The sequence below is a fragment of the Altericista sp. CCNU0014 genome, from assembly GCF_044923475.1.
Classification (GTDB): domain Bacteria; phylum Cyanobacteriota; class Cyanobacteriia; order Thermosynechococcales; family Thermosynechococcaceae; genus JAAURS01.
On record NZ_CP137338.1, the window covers coordinates 1,492,783 to 1,506,239 of the forward strand.

At 54.7% G+C, this 13,457-nt stretch carries 25 protein-coding genes; all 25 read right to left on the reverse strand.

Going from position 1 to position 13,457, the window contains the following annotated elements; translation table 11 throughout:
• Positions 1-7: 7 nt before the first annotated feature.
• Positions 8-955 carry a DNA-directed RNA polymerase subunit alpha gene (locus R6H26_RS07435; RefSeq protein WP_404789630.1) on the reverse strand — a complete coding sequence of 316 codons (948 nt, stop codon included), beginning with the start codon at positions 953-955 and terminating at the stop codon, positions 8-10.
• A 119-nt stretch (positions 956-1,074) separates the two neighbouring features.
• Positions 1,075-1,467, reverse strand: a complete 393-nt coding sequence (gene rpsK / locus R6H26_RS07440) for a 30S ribosomal protein S11 (RefSeq protein WP_404789631.1) — start codon at positions 1,465-1,467, stop codon at positions 1,075-1,077.
• 61 nt (positions 1,468-1,528) lie between these two features.
• Positions 1,529-1,906, reverse strand: a complete 378-nt coding sequence (gene rpsM / locus R6H26_RS07445; protein ID WP_404789632.1) for a 30S ribosomal protein S13 — start codon at positions 1,904-1,906, stop codon at positions 1,529-1,531.
• 74 nt (positions 1,907-1,980) lie between these two features.
• A complete protein-coding gene (gene rpmJ, locus R6H26_RS07450; RefSeq protein WP_015203279.1) occupies positions 1,981-2,094 on the reverse strand; it encodes a 50S ribosomal protein L36 in 114 nt (37 codons plus the stop codon).
• Positions 2,095-2,181: 87 nt separating this feature from the next.
• Positions 2,182-2,406, reverse strand: a complete 225-nt coding sequence (gene infA, locus R6H26_RS07455; RefSeq protein WP_404789633.1) for a translation initiation factor IF-1 — start codon at positions 2,404-2,406, stop codon at positions 2,182-2,184.
• A 49-nt stretch (positions 2,407-2,455) separates the two neighbouring features.
• Positions 2,456-3,022 carry an adenylate kinase gene (locus tag R6H26_RS07460; protein WP_404789634.1) on the reverse strand — a complete coding sequence of 189 codons (567 nt, stop codon included), beginning with the start codon at positions 3,020-3,022 and terminating at the stop codon, positions 2,456-2,458.
• Entirely contained in the window at positions 3,022-4,335 is a 1,314-nt protein-coding gene (gene secY / locus R6H26_RS07465) for a preprotein translocase subunit SecY (protein ID WP_404789635.1), read from the reverse strand. The genes R6H26_RS07460 and secY overlap by 1 nt, the downstream gene beginning before the upstream one ends.
• A gap of 69 nt (positions 4,336-4,404) precedes the next feature.
• A complete protein-coding gene (gene rplO / locus R6H26_RS07470; protein WP_404789636.1) occupies positions 4,405-4,851 on the reverse strand; it encodes a 50S ribosomal protein L15 in 447 nt (148 codons plus the stop codon).
• Between the two features lie 99 nt (positions 4,852-4,950).
• Entirely contained in the window at positions 4,951-5,475 is a 525-nt protein-coding gene (gene rpsE / locus R6H26_RS07475; protein WP_404789637.1) for a 30S ribosomal protein S5, read from the reverse strand.
• An 18-nt stretch (positions 5,476-5,493) separates the two neighbouring features.
• A complete protein-coding gene (gene rplR / locus R6H26_RS07480) occupies positions 5,494-5,856 on the reverse strand; it encodes a 50S ribosomal protein L18 (RefSeq protein WP_404789638.1) in 363 nt (120 codons plus the stop codon).
• Complete coding sequence (rplF, locus tag R6H26_RS07485) at positions 5,857-6,396, reverse strand: 50S ribosomal protein L6 (protein WP_404789639.1); 540 nt, start codon at positions 6,394-6,396, stop codon at positions 5,857-5,859.
• A gap of 36 nt (positions 6,397-6,432) precedes the next feature.
• Positions 6,433-6,834 carry a 30S ribosomal protein S8 gene (gene rpsH / locus R6H26_RS07490; RefSeq protein ID WP_404789640.1) on the reverse strand — a complete coding sequence of 134 codons (402 nt, stop codon included), beginning with the start codon at positions 6,832-6,834 and terminating at the stop codon, positions 6,433-6,435.
• A gap of 47 nt (positions 6,835-6,881) precedes the next feature.
• Positions 6,882-7,427 (reverse strand): 50S ribosomal protein L5, encoded by a 546-nt coding sequence (gene rplE, locus R6H26_RS07495; RefSeq protein ID WP_404789641.1) that lies wholly within the window; start codon positions 7,425-7,427, stop codon positions 6,882-6,884.
• A gap of 64 nt (positions 7,428-7,491) precedes the next feature.
• Positions 7,492-7,839 carry a 50S ribosomal protein L24 gene (gene rplX / locus R6H26_RS07500; protein WP_404789642.1) on the reverse strand — a complete coding sequence of 116 codons (348 nt, stop codon included), beginning with the start codon at positions 7,837-7,839 and terminating at the stop codon, positions 7,492-7,494.
• Complete coding sequence (gene rplN / locus R6H26_RS07505; RefSeq protein ID WP_404789643.1) at positions 7,839-8,207, reverse strand: 50S ribosomal protein L14; 369 nt, start codon at positions 8,205-8,207, stop codon at positions 7,839-7,841. The genes rplX and rplN overlap by 1 nt, the downstream gene beginning before the upstream one ends.
• A 9-nt stretch (positions 8,208-8,216) precedes the next feature.
• Positions 8,217-8,468, reverse strand: coding sequence for a 30S ribosomal protein S17 (rpsQ, locus tag R6H26_RS07510; RefSeq protein WP_404789644.1), 252 nt, complete (start codon positions 8,466-8,468; stop codon positions 8,217-8,219).
• 69 nt (positions 8,469-8,537) lie between these two features.
• On the reverse strand, positions 8,538-8,753 hold the full coding sequence (rpmC, locus tag R6H26_RS07515) for a 50S ribosomal protein L29 (RefSeq protein WP_404789645.1): 216 nt from the start codon (positions 8,751-8,753) through the stop codon (positions 8,538-8,540).
• Positions 8,731-9,177 carry a 50S ribosomal protein L16 gene (gene rplP / locus R6H26_RS07520; protein WP_404789646.1) on the reverse strand — a complete coding sequence of 149 codons (447 nt, stop codon included), beginning with the start codon at positions 9,175-9,177 and terminating at the stop codon, positions 8,731-8,733. Before rplP ends, rpmC begins: the two co-directional genes overlap by 23 nt.
• A 74-nt stretch (positions 9,178-9,251) precedes the next feature.
• Positions 9,252-9,977: a 30S ribosomal protein S3 gene (gene rpsC, locus R6H26_RS07525; RefSeq protein ID WP_404789647.1), complete on the reverse strand. Its 726-nt coding sequence runs from the start codon at positions 9,975-9,977 to the stop codon at positions 9,252-9,254.
• A 48-nt stretch (positions 9,978-10,025) separates the two neighbouring features.
• Positions 10,026-10,394, reverse strand: a complete 369-nt coding sequence (gene rplV / locus R6H26_RS07530; protein ID WP_404789648.1) for a 50S ribosomal protein L22 — start codon at positions 10,392-10,394, stop codon at positions 10,026-10,028.
• Between the two features lie 12 nt (positions 10,395-10,406).
• A complete protein-coding gene (rpsS, locus tag R6H26_RS07535) occupies positions 10,407-10,685 on the reverse strand; it encodes a 30S ribosomal protein S19 (protein WP_404789649.1) in 279 nt (92 codons plus the stop codon).
• Between the two features lie 72 nt (positions 10,686-10,757).
• Complete coding sequence (gene rplB / locus R6H26_RS07540) at positions 10,758-11,621, reverse strand: 50S ribosomal protein L2 (RefSeq protein WP_404789650.1); 864 nt, start codon at positions 11,619-11,621, stop codon at positions 10,758-10,760.
• Between the two features lie 56 nt (positions 11,622-11,677).
• On the reverse strand, positions 11,678-11,980 hold the full coding sequence (locus R6H26_RS07545) for a 50S ribosomal protein L23 (protein ID WP_404789651.1): 303 nt from the start codon (positions 11,978-11,980) through the stop codon (positions 11,678-11,680).
• A complete protein-coding gene (gene rplD / locus R6H26_RS07550; RefSeq protein WP_404789652.1) occupies positions 11,973-12,605 on the reverse strand; it encodes a 50S ribosomal protein L4 in 633 nt (210 codons plus the stop codon). The genes R6H26_RS07545 and rplD overlap by 8 nt, the downstream gene beginning before the upstream one ends.
• Positions 12,606-12,659: 54 nt before the next feature.
• Complete coding sequence (rplC, locus tag R6H26_RS07555; RefSeq protein ID WP_404789653.1) at positions 12,660-13,298, reverse strand: 50S ribosomal protein L3; 639 nt, start codon at positions 13,296-13,298, stop codon at positions 12,660-12,662.
• Positions 13,299-13,457: the final 159 nt, after the last annotated feature.

Consider the following 13,457-nt stretch of genomic DNA (forward strand, 5'->3'; position numbering starts at 1 on the left):
CCCTTTACTACGTGTTTTTTGAAGCCTTTTCCAAAGGAAGCGTGATGCCCAAATGAATTTGGAGCGCTTCAATGACTTCTTCGGCAGACTTTGCGCCAAAGTTTTTAATCTCGAGAAGATCTTCTTGAGAATACTCCAACAGATCGGCAACGCTGTTGATCTGAGCGCGCTTGAGGCAGTTGTAAGCCCGTACCGATAGGTTTAATCCCTCAATGGGAATTTGATTGGTTTCGTCTTCCGGCGCGATCGTCACATCTTCGGTGGGTCGGTAGGTGACATCCTTAAGGGGGTTGAATAAATCCACCAAAATGGAAGCTGCCTGACTCAGCGCTTCTTGAGGGGTCAAACTTCCGTTGGTCCACATCTCAATAATGAGGCGATCTTTCTCCATAGAACCGCCCACGCGCGCGTCTTCAACGGAGTAGTTGACTTTCCGCACCGGCATGAAGATGGCGTCGATCTGCAAAAAGTCAAGAGCGACGTTCTCGTCTCGATTTTTTTCGACCGGACGATACCCTTTTCCCTGCTCGATCTTAAACTCCATCTCTAGGATGGCATCGGGGGCTAGGGTGGCCACATACTGGTCCGGGCTGATCACCTCGACATCTGCAGAAAGCTCGAAATCTTTAGCCGTAACGGTCGCGGGTCCCTTCACAAAAAGCCGTCCGATTTGAGTCTCAGGACTGTGACTATTGAGGACCAACTGCTTCATGCTCAGCAGTACGTCTAGAACATCCTCGCGGACGCCAGGTATGGCAGCAAACTCATGATTCACGCCCGCGATGCGAACGGAGGTCACGGCTGTGCCCGATAAGTTAGACAGCAAAACCCGCCGCAAAGCGTTTCCCACTGTAGTTCCCTGACCGCGATCTAGCGGCTCGAGCACAAACTTGCCGTACTGGCTATAATCTGCGTCCACTCTCGATTCAATACATTCAACCTGAAATTGCGCCACGTGAAACCCTCTCTTGTTGCTTGCCTTTATGCGCCTGTAAAAGCCAATGAACTACGTCCGAGCGCTCGATAAACAGTTATAAAACCCGCGCTCAGACGGAAACACTGCCCGATCCGGCGTTAAACGCGTCTACGCTTGGGTGGACGGCAGCCGTTATGGGGAATCGGCGTTACATCTCGAATTAACGTAATTTCGAGTCCGGCACCTTGAAGGGCGCGGATCGCGGTTTCTCGGCCTGCACCTGGCCCGCTGACCATCACTTCAATTTGCCGCATCCCTTGATCGATGGCGCGTCGAGCTGCGCCTTCCGATGCGGTTTGGGCTGCAAAAGGGGTCCCTTTCTTGGCTCCCTTGAAGCCGCTAGAACCAGCCGATGCCCAAGAAATGACTTCGCCATTGGCATCGGAGATTGTGACGATGGTGTTATTAAACGTGGATTGGATGTGAGCCACGCCGTTGGGGACGTTTCGCTTTTGCTTGCGGCTGGAGGATCGTTTCGATTGTTGCGCCATATCGGTTCTTTAACTGTTATCGAAGCAGACTACGCTAAAACTGGAAAAGGGAATGGAAAGACTATTTCTTCACTGCCTTTTTCTTCCCGGCCACGGTCCGACGACCGCCGCGACGGGTTCTGGCATTGGTGCGGGTCCGCTGACCTCGAACGGGCAAGCCCAAACGATGGCGGCGGCCTCTATAGGTGCCAATGTCCATCAATCGCTTAATGTTCATGGACTCAAATCGTCGGAGATCCCCTTCGATTTGATATTCTTCAACGGCACCCCGCAGGGAAGAAATTTCCGCGTCGGATAGTTCTTTGATGCGGGTATCGGGATTAACGCCCGTCTTCGCCAAGATGGCGTGCGATCGCGACAAGCCAATTCCAAAAATGTAGGTCAGACCAATCTCAACGCGCTTGTCCCGTGGAAGGTCAACTCCGGCAATACGTGCCACGCTATGTTTATCTCCTTTGCGGATACGTTACTAATACACGGCCCCCAGAAGGGCAAATCGAAGGGCAAATCGAATTAACCTTGACGCTGCTTGTGCTTGGGGTTAGAACAAATCACCATGACGCGACCCCGCCGCCGGATCACGCGGCACTTGTCGCAAATTTTACGGACGGATGCGCGAACTTTCATGACTATTTACAACTCCAAACTCGTTATTTTAGCACTATCTAAAGCTAAAGTGAATATTAAAAAAATTATGTTTTGGGCCTGACTCCATTATTTTTTGCGGAGGCGGTAAGTGATCCGCCCTTTAGTCAGGTCGTAGGGGGTGAGCTCGACCTTGACGCGATCGCCGGGCAAAATCTTGATATAGTTTCGTCGAATTTTGCCGGAGATATGAGCCAAGACATTGAAGCCGTTGTCCAAATCGACGCGAAACATTGCGTTCGGCAGCGACTCGGTAACGGTTCCTTCCATCTCGATAACATCTTGTTTAGACAATGGCAGCGGCCTCCTTTAGGGGAATGCGAAACAGTGGCGAGATCTGGGGTTACCCTGGAAGAAAATTGTCTAGGGCAGCTTGAATGGCTTCCGTGACGTCCTCGACAGCCGCACTCCCGTCGATATCGGTGAGCTGGTGGCGATCGCCATAGAAGCGAATCAACGGCGCGGTCTGGTCGTGGTAGACCTGCAGGCGGCGGCAAATCACCGCTTCGCTGTCGTCTTTGCGCCCGCGTCCGAGGAGCCGCTCTAGGAGCATTTCGTCGGGCACCACAAGATTGATGACGCGATCCAATCCCCGATCGATGCTAGTGAGCAGTTCGTCTAGGGCGTGAGCTTGAGGCACCGTTCGCGGAAACCCATCTAAAAGCCATCCAGGCTGGGTATCCGGCTGAACCAACCGCTCGCGAATCAGATCGATGACTAGGTCGTCCGGCACTAGCTCCCCCCGGTCGAGATAGTCTTGGGCTTTTACACCTAAGGCCGTCTGCTCGGCTACCGCCGTTCGAAACAGATCCCCTGTCGAAATGTGAGGTACTGCAAACCGGGTCGATAGCTCGACAGCCTGTGTTCCTTTGCCAGCCCCTGGAGGGCCAAAGATAATTAAGCTTGCCACTAGTCTTTCACCATTCCTTCGTAACGCTGGGAGATTACGTAGGTTTGGATTTGCTTGGCCGTATCGATCGCAACCCCCACCAAAATCAGCAGAGAGGTCGCTCCCAATCCTCTGAAGGTCGTCACCCTCGTCGCACTTTCGATCGCCGTGGGCACAATCGCAATAAATCCCAAGAATACGGCCCCCAGCAGTGTGAGTCGGTTGAGCACCTTTTCTAGATATTCCGTAGTGGCCCGACCGGGGCGAATCCCTGGAATGCTCGCGCCGCCCTTCTTCAGGTTTTGCGAAACATCCACGGGGTTCATGACGAGGGACGAATAGAAATAGCTAAAAAATACAATCAGCGTGAGGTAGAACAGGACGTGAATCCAGGGTGTTGGGCCATTCGGAGAAAGATAGCCCGCAATTTTCCCGATGGTTTCGTTGCCTGCAAAATTGGTGGCCAACGCACCAGGCAAAATCAGGACGGAAGATGCAAAAATAATCGGCATCACGCCGCCCTGGTTTAGGCGCAGGGGCAAGTAGCTGGTCTGCTCTCGATACATGCGGCGGCCCACTTGGCGACGCGCGTAAACGATTGGAATGCGCCGACTACCCTCTTGGACGAACACGACGCCCACGATCGTAAACAGGTACACCGTAATCAGCAGGACCACGTTACCGACGCTGACCCCGCTCTGGGTCAGGTCGATGGTCTGACTGAGGGAGGTCGGCAAGCCCGAAACGATGCTCAAAAAGATGAGCAGCGAGGCTCCGTTGCCGACGCCTCGCTCCGTAATCAGCTCGCTGACCCACATCACAAACATAGAACCAGCCGTCAAGGCCAAAACCATTTGCCCGATAAACCAGGGGCCAGGATTTGGAACAACTCCAGGGGCAGAATTGACAAACAATGCAAATCCAACGCTCTGAGCTATGGCCCACCCTAAGGCAACGTAGCGCGTAATTTGAGAGATTTTGCGTCGGCCTGCCTCGCCCTCGTCTTTCTGGAGGCGCTCCAGGGAAGGGAGGGCGGCGGTCAAAAGTTGCATGATAATTGAGGCATTAATGAAGGGGATAATCCCCAAGGCAAAAATGCCCAAGGCCGAGAAGCCGTTGCCGGAGAAGTAGTCGAGGAACCCTAAGAATTGGTTGCTTTTGACAATCTCGGCGAAAGCAGGTCGATTGATGCCTGGAATGGGCAGGTAAATACCCAGTCGAACCAGGATCAACAGACCGATCGTGACCAATACGCGACCGCGCAGGCCGGCAGCTTGCGCCATCTGAGTAAATGTTTCTTGGGCTGACGGTGCCTTCCCTCGACTGACAACCATATGGGGTTAACCTCTTTTATTAAATGGAAGCGGCATTAAAGCTAGATTTTCAACAAAAAAGGATGGGGCTTAGCCCAGGATTTCGATGCTGCCGCCTGCGGCTTCGATTTTGGCGATCGCGCTTTTCGTCGCAGCCGCAGCCTTGACCTTGAGGGCAACCTTGAGTTCGCCATCCCCCAAAAGTTTGAGAGGACCCTTTTGGGCAGTCAGGATGCCCGCTTCGAGCAGCGACTCGAGGGTTACCTCAGTCTTGGGCGGCAAAGTCCCTAATTTGGAAACATTCAGCACCGTATACTGCTTCTGGTTGACCAGGGTAAAGTGCTTCAATTTAGGAACTCGGCGGTAAAGAGGATTTTGACCCCCTTCAAACCCAGGCCGCGTGGGGCGACCGGAGCGAGACTTTTGACCCCGCATCCCGAAGCCGCAGCTCGCGCCTTGGCCAGCCGCAATACCGCGACCGACGCGACGAGGGCGATGCTGCGAACCTTCCTTAGGTTGTACGTCTTCTAATCTCATGATAGTTGCATCCCAGCAAAGACATCGGAGTTTAATATTGACAAAGTGCCAGCGAGGATTTGACCCACTACTGGCACCCTAACGCGGATGAGCCAAAGGCTAACCGTAGACTTGCTCGAGGGTCAGACCGCGCTCTTCTGCGACGTCGGCAAAGGTTCGCAGTAAATCGAGGGCGTTGACCGCAGCTCTGGCATTGTTGAGAGGGTTATCGGAACCCAACTGCTTCGCCAGTACGTTTTTGACACCTGCCATCTCCAGCACGATCCGGACAGCTCCCCCGGCAATAACCCCAGTACCGGGGGCAGCGGGTCGGAGCATGACTTTCGCTGCACCGCCACGCCCCTCAATGGGGTGAGGGATTGAATTGGCCTTGGTTAAAGGCACGTCGACCAGCTGTTTTTTGCCGTCCGCCACGCCTTTTTTGACCGCGCCAATCACGTCGCTGGCTTTACCCACGCCGACGCCGACCTGACCGCGCTCGTTACCGACGATCACGATCGCCCGGAAACTAAGCTTTTTACCGCCCTTGACGACTTTAGAGACCCGACGAATTTGAACCACTCGCTCTTGCCAGTTGCTCTCTTTCTCGCGGGCTTTGTTACTACTTTTGCGACTCGTTGCCATAGTTTGTGATACCCAGTTTTAAAACTCTAGCCCAGCAGCCCGAGCCGCATCTGCCAGCGCCTTGACGCGCCCGTGATACAGATTGCCGCCTCGGTCGAATACGACGCTTTCAATGCCCTTTTTGAGCGCGCGTTCGGCGATCAGTTTGCCCACTTCCTCCGACGCCGCACAGGTCGCTCCCGACTCGACTTTACTTTTGAGATCCGGTTCGACCGTAGAGGCTGATGCCAGCGTCTGCTGAGCGACATCGTCGATCAGCTGGGCGTAGATGTGCTGGTTCGAGCGAAAGACTGCCAACCGGGGACGCTCGGGCGTGCCGCTGACTTTGCGGCGAACGCGATTGTGCCGCGCTTTGAGCGCTTCTTTACGAGTACTTTTCATTTATTTCTTACCTGCCTTACCCACTTTACGGCGGACGAACTCGCCGGAATATCGAATCCCCTTGCCTTTATAAGGCTCCGGCGGACGCACGGCGCGGATGCTGGCGGCGATGTTGCCGACAATTTCCTTATCGATGCCGCTGACGACGACGTTGGTATTATTCTCTACCGCAATCTGAATGCCGTCCGGCGGCTCGATGGTAACGGGATGGCTGTAGCCGACGTTGAGAATCAGGTTCTTACCCTGAACTTGGGCGCGATAGCCGACGCCTTGAATTTCTAAGCGCTTTTGGAAGCCTTGGGAGACTCCCTCAACCATGTTGGCCACGAGAGTACGAGACAGACCGTGACGCTGGCGCGCGACGCGAGATTCGTTAATCCGCTTGACGTGCAACGTATCGCTTTCTTGTTCTGCGGTGACTTCAGGCACCAGCACTCGCGATAGCTGACCCTTGGGGCCTTTGACGCTAACGCTTTGGCCTTCAATGGTAATGGTTACCTTATCGGGGATGGGAATGGGGCGTTTGCCAATACGAGACATCTCAATACTCCATGTCAATTCTGTGCGGGGGAATGGCTACCATACGTAGCAAAGGACTTCGCCGCCCAAGCCGGTTCGCCGCGCTTCGCGGTCGGTCATGATGCCGCTTGAGGTGGAGATAATGGCAACGCCAATGCCGCCCAACACCCGAGGCAGATCCTTGCGGTTTGAATAGACGCGCAGTCCGGGCTTGCTAACTCGCTTGAGGGTGTTGATGATCGGCTGGCGATTTCTGCCGCGATACTTTAGGGTAATCACGAGGCGTCGCTCGACCCCTTCGCCGTCTTCTTCAAAATCTGTGATATACCCCTCGGATTTAAGAACCGTCGCGACGTTCCGCGTCACCTTGGTATAAGGCACTGCCGTTGTTTGATGCCGAGCGAGATTCGCGTTGCGAATCCGAGTGAGCATATCGCCAATTGTGTCATTTGCCGCCATAGTTACTCCTTATTGAACCGCCCCATACGCAAGACGCCCCTATCTTCCTAACTGTCACGGAATGGCATTCCCAACGCCTTGAGTAAGGCGCGCCCTTCCTCGTCTGTTTTAGCTGTAGTGATGATGGAAACGTCCATCCCTCTGACTTGATCCACGCTGTCGTAGCTCACTTCGGGGAAAATAAGCTGCTCTCGCAGACCCAGGGTATAGTTCCCTCGACCGTCAAAGCTTTTCGGGCTGACGCCGCGAAAGTCCCGAATCCGAGGTAGGGAAAGATTGATCAGCCGATCCAGGAAGGCATACATGCGATCGCGGCGCAGTGTCACCATAATCCCGACGGGCATGCCTTTGCGAATCTTAAACCCGGCGATCGCCTTCTTGGCGCGAGTCACGACGGGTCGCTGCCCGGTAATAATCGCCACTTCGTTGAGGGAAGCTTCGAGGGACTTGGCATTGGTTGCTGCTTCCCCTAACCCTCGGTTGATCGTAACCTTCACGATTTTGGGAATTTCGTGAACGTTGCTGTAATTAAACTGTTCGCGCAGTTTGGGCACTGCGGTGTCTTGATAGAACTGTTTGAAACGAATAGACATAGTGGATTCCTTAAGCGCCCTGGTCTTGGTCAGGGATGAGCAATACGCGATCGATCGTCGCGTTTCAATCGATAATTTCGCCCGTTTTCTTGAGCATTCGCACCTTGCGTCCTTCATCGGTAAAGGTGTAACAAACGCGGCTTGCCACGTTTTGCTTGGTGGAATACAGCATGACGTTGGAGCTGTGAATCGGAAACTCGTAGGTTTGAACCTGACCCGATTCGCCTTCCTGCTGGGGCTTAACGTGCTTGGTCTTGATGTTGACCCCCTTGACTACTACTTGGCTTTTTTTGGGGATCACTCTCAAAACTTCGCCCACCTTGGCCTTGTCTTTGCCAGAAATGACCTGAACGGTGTCTCCAGTCTTGACGTGGATCTTGTGACGGGTCGGAGTGGGTTGCGATTTTGCCATTACAGAACCTCCGGTGCCAGAGAGACGATTTTAGTAAAGCTCTTATCCCGAAGTTCCCGAGCGACGGGCCCGAACACGCGGGTGCCTCTAGGATTGCCGTCGGCGTTGATGAGGACGGCGGCATTGTCGTCAAACCGAATGGTCATTCCGCTATCGCGGCGGATGGCCTTACGGGTTCTGACGATGACGGCTCTCACGACATCGGACTTTTTGACGGGCATGTTGGGGGTCGCATCTTTGACGGCGGCAATGATAACATCGCCCACACCACCGTACTTGCGATTCCCGCCACCCAGGACGCGGATGCAGAGGAGCTTTTTAGCGCCGCTATTGTCAGCGACATTGAGGTAAGTTTCTTGTTGAATCATTTCCGTAACCTATGCCTTAACGGCTGTTGTGAGAATTTCGGCAACGATCCAACGCTTGGTTCGGCTGAGGGGCCGCGTCTCAAGGATTCGGACGCGATCGCCGGTATGAGAGGCATTTTCCTCGTCATGGGCTTTATACCGCCGCGTTTTCACGACAATCTTGCCGTATTTGGGATGGGGCGCTCTGTTTTCGACCGCAACCACGACGGTTTTATCCATCTTGTCGCTGACGACGATGCCCACTCGTTCTTTAACCGCCATTGGCGAATGCTCCTAATGCTGTGAATCGCGTGATTTTCGAGTGTCAAATAGCTGTTGTGCGATCGCTGGTTAAGCGGTGGCTTCAGTCTGAAGCTCGCGCTCGCGCTGAAGGGTTTTGAGCTGCGCGAGTTTGTGACGCGCGTGCTTGTATTTGTGGGACGCTACGGCTTGACGCGTCGCGGCCTGAAAGCGCAAATCAAAGAGCTCGCGCTTGAGCGTCTGAATTTCGGTTTCCACCTCATCAGCGCTCAAGGCACGCAGCTCACTCATCTTGGAGAGTGCCATTTTCGGTCGATTCCTCTGCTGTACGCATAATAAACTTGGTCTTGATCGGCATCTTGAAGGCCGCGAGGCGCATGGCTTCTCGCGCAATTTCTTCGGAAACGCCTGTAATCTCGTACATGATGCGTCCCGGCTTCACGACGGCCACCCAATACTCCGGCGCGCCCTTCCCCGAACCCATCCGGGTTTCAGCAGGGCGCTGGGTGATGGGCTTGTCGGGAAAGATGCGGATCCAGATTTTGCCGCCCCGACGGATATAGCGGGTCATGGCTCGACGACCGGCTTCGATTTGACGGGCAGTAATCCAGGATGGCTCTTGTGCTTGCAGGCCAAACTCTCCAAAGTTCAGCGTGTTGCCGCGCGTGGCCGTGCCTTTCATGCGGCCCCGCTGCTGCTTTCGAAATTTTGTTCTTCTTGGACTTAACATGATCCGCAACTATGGGTGTGAATGGGTACTGAGTCGAAGGAGCCAGACCGCAACGCGCAGCGTGGAACGACTCGCTATTCGGAGCGATCTTCAAACTGCTGGCGGCGTTTTTGCTGGCGGCGACGAGGTTGTGCCTCGCGGGCGGCGGGGGCTTGCTCGACGGCTCCGGGGATAATTTCACCCTTGAAGACCCAAACTTTAACCCCTAGGATGCCGTAGACAGTACTGGCGGTTTTGTAAGCGTAATCGATGTCCGCCCGCAACGTATGCAGGGGCACGCGACCTTCTCGGGTCCACTCGCTCCGGGCAATTTCCGCGCCGTTCAAGCGACCTGCAACCTGGATCTTGATGCCTTCGATGCCGGCCCGTTGAGCGCGCTGAATGGTTTGGCGCACCACGCGACGGAAGGAAACCCGTCGCTCTAACTGCTGGGCGATGTACTCGGCAATCAGGGCTGCTTCTGCATCTACCTTCGCCACTTCAATGACGTTGATGCGGATGGGGCGATCGCCGCCCAAATCTTTCTGAATCCCGACGCGCAGGGTTTCAATGCCGCTGCCGCCGCGACCGACGACCACGCCAGGACGAGCCGTGCGCAACTCCAGATCGATTTGATCGGCCTTGCGCTCGATGCGAATTCCAGCAATGCCTGCATTGCTCAGATTTTTGACCACGTAACGACGGATCTTAAAATCTTCTTTGAGAAGTTCTGGATAGCGATCCGAGTCTGCATACCAGCGAGAGCGGTGCTCTTGGGTAATACCCAGACGAAACCCGGTTGGATGAATTTTTTGTCCCACAAGTGCGTCCTCTACAGATAAAAAGCCATTGGCCAAACGTCCATCAATCTATTCATCAGCCGTACTGGGGCCAACGCCAATCGTAATGTGACACGTTGGCTTCCGAATCTGGTAGGCGCGTCCTTGCGCCCGCGGGCGGAACCGTCGCAAGCTAGGGCCTGCATCGGCATAGGCTAAGCTCACCACCAACTCCGTTTTGTCAAAACCTTTGTTATGCTCTGCATTGGCCACTGCCGACCGCAAAACTTTAACGATCGGCTCGCAGGAGCGGTAGGGCATAAACTCCAGCAAGATCAGCGCGTCGCGATAGCTCCGACCTCTAATTTGGTCGAGGACGCGACGCACCTTGCGGGGAGACATGCGGACAAACCTTGCAGTGGCGAAAGCGCCTTCTAATTCTCGTAAATTTTTCGACATAGCTGTTTTGCCCTACATCCGAGCCTTTTTATCGCCCTTCGCGTGACTTCTAAAAGTCCGCGTCGGAGCAAATTCACCCAATTTGTGACCCACCATTTGTTCGGTCACGTAGACCGGAACGTGTTGCCGACCGTTGTGGACGGCGATGGTGTGGCCGATCATGTCAGGAATGATGGTGGAAGCGCGAGACCAGGTTTTAATCACCTGCTTGTCGTTTTTAGCGTTGAGGACTTCAACCTTACGCAGGAGGTGGTCGGCCACAAACGGACCTTTCTTAAGAGAGCGACCCATAGTTCGTTAACTGAAACAACACGATGAGAGAGAAAAGAGAGAGCTGATTTCTGACGCCAGCTCATCGATCCGTTAGGAAGAACGACCGCCACGACCGCGCTTGGAAGAACTGCGGCGACGGCGCACGATCAGCGCGCTGCTTTGCTTTTTCTTCTTGCGAGTCTTGTAACCCAGCGTGGGTTTACCCCAAGGCGTGACAGGGCCGCTGCGACCGATCGGCGCGCGACCTTCACCGCCACCATGGGGGTGATCCACGGGGTTCATCACCGAACCGCGAACTTTAGGACGGTGAGCCTTCCAGCGGTTGCGGCCCGCTTTACCGATACTGATGTTGTTGGATTCAACATTGCCCACCTGTCCCAGGGTGGCGTAGCATTCTTTGCGGAACATCCGCACTTCCCCAGAAGGAAGCTTAAGGGTGACCATTTTGCCCTCTTTGGCGACGACTTGGGCCATCGCGCCTGCCGCCCGCACGATTTGACCGCCCTTACCCGGCGTCAGCTCGACGTTGTGAACTTCTGTCCCCAAGGGAATTTTCTCGAGTGGCAGCGCGTTACCGACTTCAATGGCAGAATCGGGGCCTGACATGATGACAGTGCCGACTTGCAAGTTGCGCGGGTGCAAAATATAGCGCTTTTCACCATCTTGATAGTGCACGAGGGAAATCCGAGCGTTGCGGTTGGGGTCGTACTCGACGGACACCACTTTGCCGGGAATGCCGTGCTTCTCGCGGTAAAAGTCAATTAGACGATAGAGGCGCTTGTGACCGCCGCCCCGACGGCGACTGGTGATGACGCCTCGGTTATTGCGTCCCTTGTGGCGGTGACTGGAATACACCAGAGACTTTTCAGGGGTATCGGTCGTGATCTCGGCAAAGTCGGAAACGGTTCTCTGCCGGGAACCTGGAGTCAAGGGTCGATAGTGACGAATGCCCATTGCTAAAACACTCTAGCCTTTAATACTGCTGCTTTCTTCAACTGAAATGGAGGTGACTATACATCAGGAAATAGGGTGATGGTGTCGCCAGGGGCAAGGGTCACGACCGCTCTCTTATACTGGGAGCGAAACCCTGCATACTTACCGACGCGACGCTTCTTGCGCGGTGGGTTTTGGGTGCTGATACCGACCACTTTGACCTGAAATAATTCCTCGATCGCCGCCCGAATTTGAGGCTTGTCGGCACGCGGGTCGACTTCAAAGGTGTACTGGTTGTTTTCCAGTAACATGGTTGCCTTTTCCGTCACCAGAGGCCGACGAATGATGTCCGCTAGCGCGGAAGGAATGAGTTTACTCACCGAAGACCTCCTGAATTTTTGCGATCGCAGACTCGGTCACGATCACGCGATCCGCCGCGAGAATATCGAACACGTTGAGGTTGTTTGCCAAAATGAGCTTGACCGTGGGAATGTTGCGCGCCGACAGGTAAACCGTTTCATCCTTTTGTCCCACAATCAGAAGTACCTTGGCTTGAGGCTCGATCCCCCAGCGACCCATGGCTGCCAACAGCTCTTTGGTCTTGGGCTGCGGCAACTGAGCGGCAAAATCGGCCACCACCACAAGCTCTTCAGCGCGACTGAGGAGGGCAGTGGTCAATGCCAAGCGCCGCTCCTTCTTGTTCATCTTGATAGAGTAGTCTCTCGGCTTGGGTCCAAAAGAAACCCCGCCCCCGCGCCAAAGCGGAGAGCGAATCGAACCAGCGCGGGCGCGGCCCGTCCCTTTTTGCCGCCAAGGTTTGCGGCCACCGCCCCGAACTTCAGCGCGGGTCTTGGTAGAGGCCGTCCCCTGACGCTGATTGGCCAATTGCCGGATCAGCGCGCGGTGGACAATATGCGGAGCATTGTCTTCGTTGGCGGTCTTCAGGTCAAAAGAGGCTTGACCCGATTCTGCTCCTTGCCAGTCGTGAACTACACAGTTAACCATTCTCGTCTCTCTGCAAACTTGATAAAGCGATCGGCACCAGAGGGCGCAACAGACTTATTTACGACCGACAATTGTTGCCGGGCGGATGTTCAGCAGCGCGCCCGATTTGCCCGGCAGCGCGCCCTTAATCAACAAGAGGTTCCGCTCTGCGTCCACCTTGACAACTTCCAACTTCCGTATCGTCACCTGCTTGCCGCCCAAGCGACCCGCCATCCGCTTGCCGGGGTAAACGCGACCTGGCGTCGTCCCAGCTCCGGTCGAACCGGGCAGACGGTGATTCTTAGATCCGTGAGCCATCGGCCCCCGCGCGAAATTGTGGCGTTTTTGATAGCCCGCAAATCCACGACCCGTGCTATCGCCCGTCACGTCGACGATCTGACCTGCTTCAAATTGAGTCACTGAGAGCAGTTGCCCCAATTCGTAACTGCTCGCATCGTCTAGGCGATACTCTTTCAAGTGTCGCAGCGGAGCCGAGTCGGACTTCTTTAAGTGACCGAGTTCTGGACGATTCAGAGACTTTTCTCGGGTTTCGCCGTAACCAATTTGGATGGCATTGTAGCCATCGGTTTGAGCGGTCTTGACTTGGGTTACGGGGCAAGGGCCAGCCTGCACCACAGTGACGGGAACAGAACGTCCCTTTTCGTCAAAAATCTGGGTCATGCCCAGCTTTGTTCCTAAAATGCCAACAGACACGATTAACGTTCTCCCTTCACGACGGTATCGGGAGAGCCGATGAACTTATTGTCCCTAAGCCCGGTTTCGACTCACCTCAGAGAGTTGCACATTCGGACGAGAGCATCATTTCTCTAAATTTCTAGACCCTAGAAATTTAGAGAAAAGACAGAAGATGAT

Coding starts and splice junctions, on each gene's coding strand:
- rpsK (WP_404789631.1), bottom strand. CDS start 1,467: ATGGCGCAACAATCGAAACGATCCTCCAGCCGCAAGCAAAAGCGAAAC.
- rpmJ (WP_015203279.1), bottom strand. CDS start 2,094: ATGAAAGTTCGCGCATCCGTCCGTAAAATTTGCGACAAGTGCCGCGTG.
- secY (WP_404789635.1), bottom strand. CDS start 4,335: ATGGTTGTCAGTCGAGGGAAGGCACCGTCAGCCCAAGAAACATTTACT.
- rplO (WP_404789636.1), bottom strand. CDS start 4,851: ATGAGATTAGAAGACGTACAACCTAAGGAAGGTTCGCAGCATCGCCCT.
- rpsE (WP_404789637.1), bottom strand. CDS start 5,475: ATGGCAACGAGTCGCAAAAGTAGTAACAAAGCCCGCGAGAAAGAGAGC.
- rplR (WP_404789638.1), bottom strand. CDS start 5,856: ATGAAAAGTACTCGTAAAGAAGCGCTCAAAGCGCGGCACAATCGCGTT.
- rplF (WP_404789639.1), bottom strand. CDS start 6,396: ATGTCTCGTATTGGCAAACGCCCCATTCCCATCCCCGATAAGGTAACC.
- rpsH (WP_404789640.1), bottom strand. CDS start 6,834: ATGGCGGCAAATGACACAATTGGCGATATGCTCACTCGGATTCGCAAC.
- rplE (WP_404789641.1), bottom strand. CDS start 7,427: ATGTCTATTCGTTTCAAACAGTTCTATCAAGACACCGCAGTGCCCAAA.
- rplX (WP_404789642.1), bottom strand. CDS start 7,839: ATGGCAAAATCGCAACCCACTCCGACCCGTCACAAGATCCACGTCAAG.
- rplN (WP_404789643.1), bottom strand. CDS start 8,207: ATGATTCAACAAGAAACTTACCTCAATGTCGCTGACAATAGCGGCGCT.
- rpsQ (WP_404789644.1), bottom strand. CDS start 8,468: ATGGCGGTTAAAGAACGAGTGGGCATCGTCGTCAGCGACAAGATGGAT.
- rpmC (WP_404789645.1), bottom strand. CDS start 8,753: ATGGCACTCTCCAAGATGAGTGAGCTGCGTGCCTTGAGCGCTGATGAG.
- rplP (WP_404789646.1), bottom strand. CDS start 9,177: ATGTTAAGTCCAAGAAGAACAAAATTTCGAAAGCAGCAGCGGGGCCGC.
- rplV (WP_404789648.1), bottom strand. CDS start 10,394: ATGTCGAAAAATTTACGAGAATTAGAAGGCGCTTTCGCCACTGCAAGG.
- rpsS (WP_404789649.1), bottom strand. CDS start 10,685: ATGGGTCGCTCTCTTAAGAAAGGTCCGTTTGTGGCCGACCACCTCCTG.
- rplB (WP_404789650.1), bottom strand. CDS start 11,621: ATGGGCATTCGTCACTATCGACCCTTGACTCCAGGTTCCCGGCAGAGA.
- rplD (WP_404789652.1), bottom strand. CDS start 12,605: ATGGTTAACTGTGTAGTTCACGACTGGCAAGGAGCAGAATCGGGTCAA.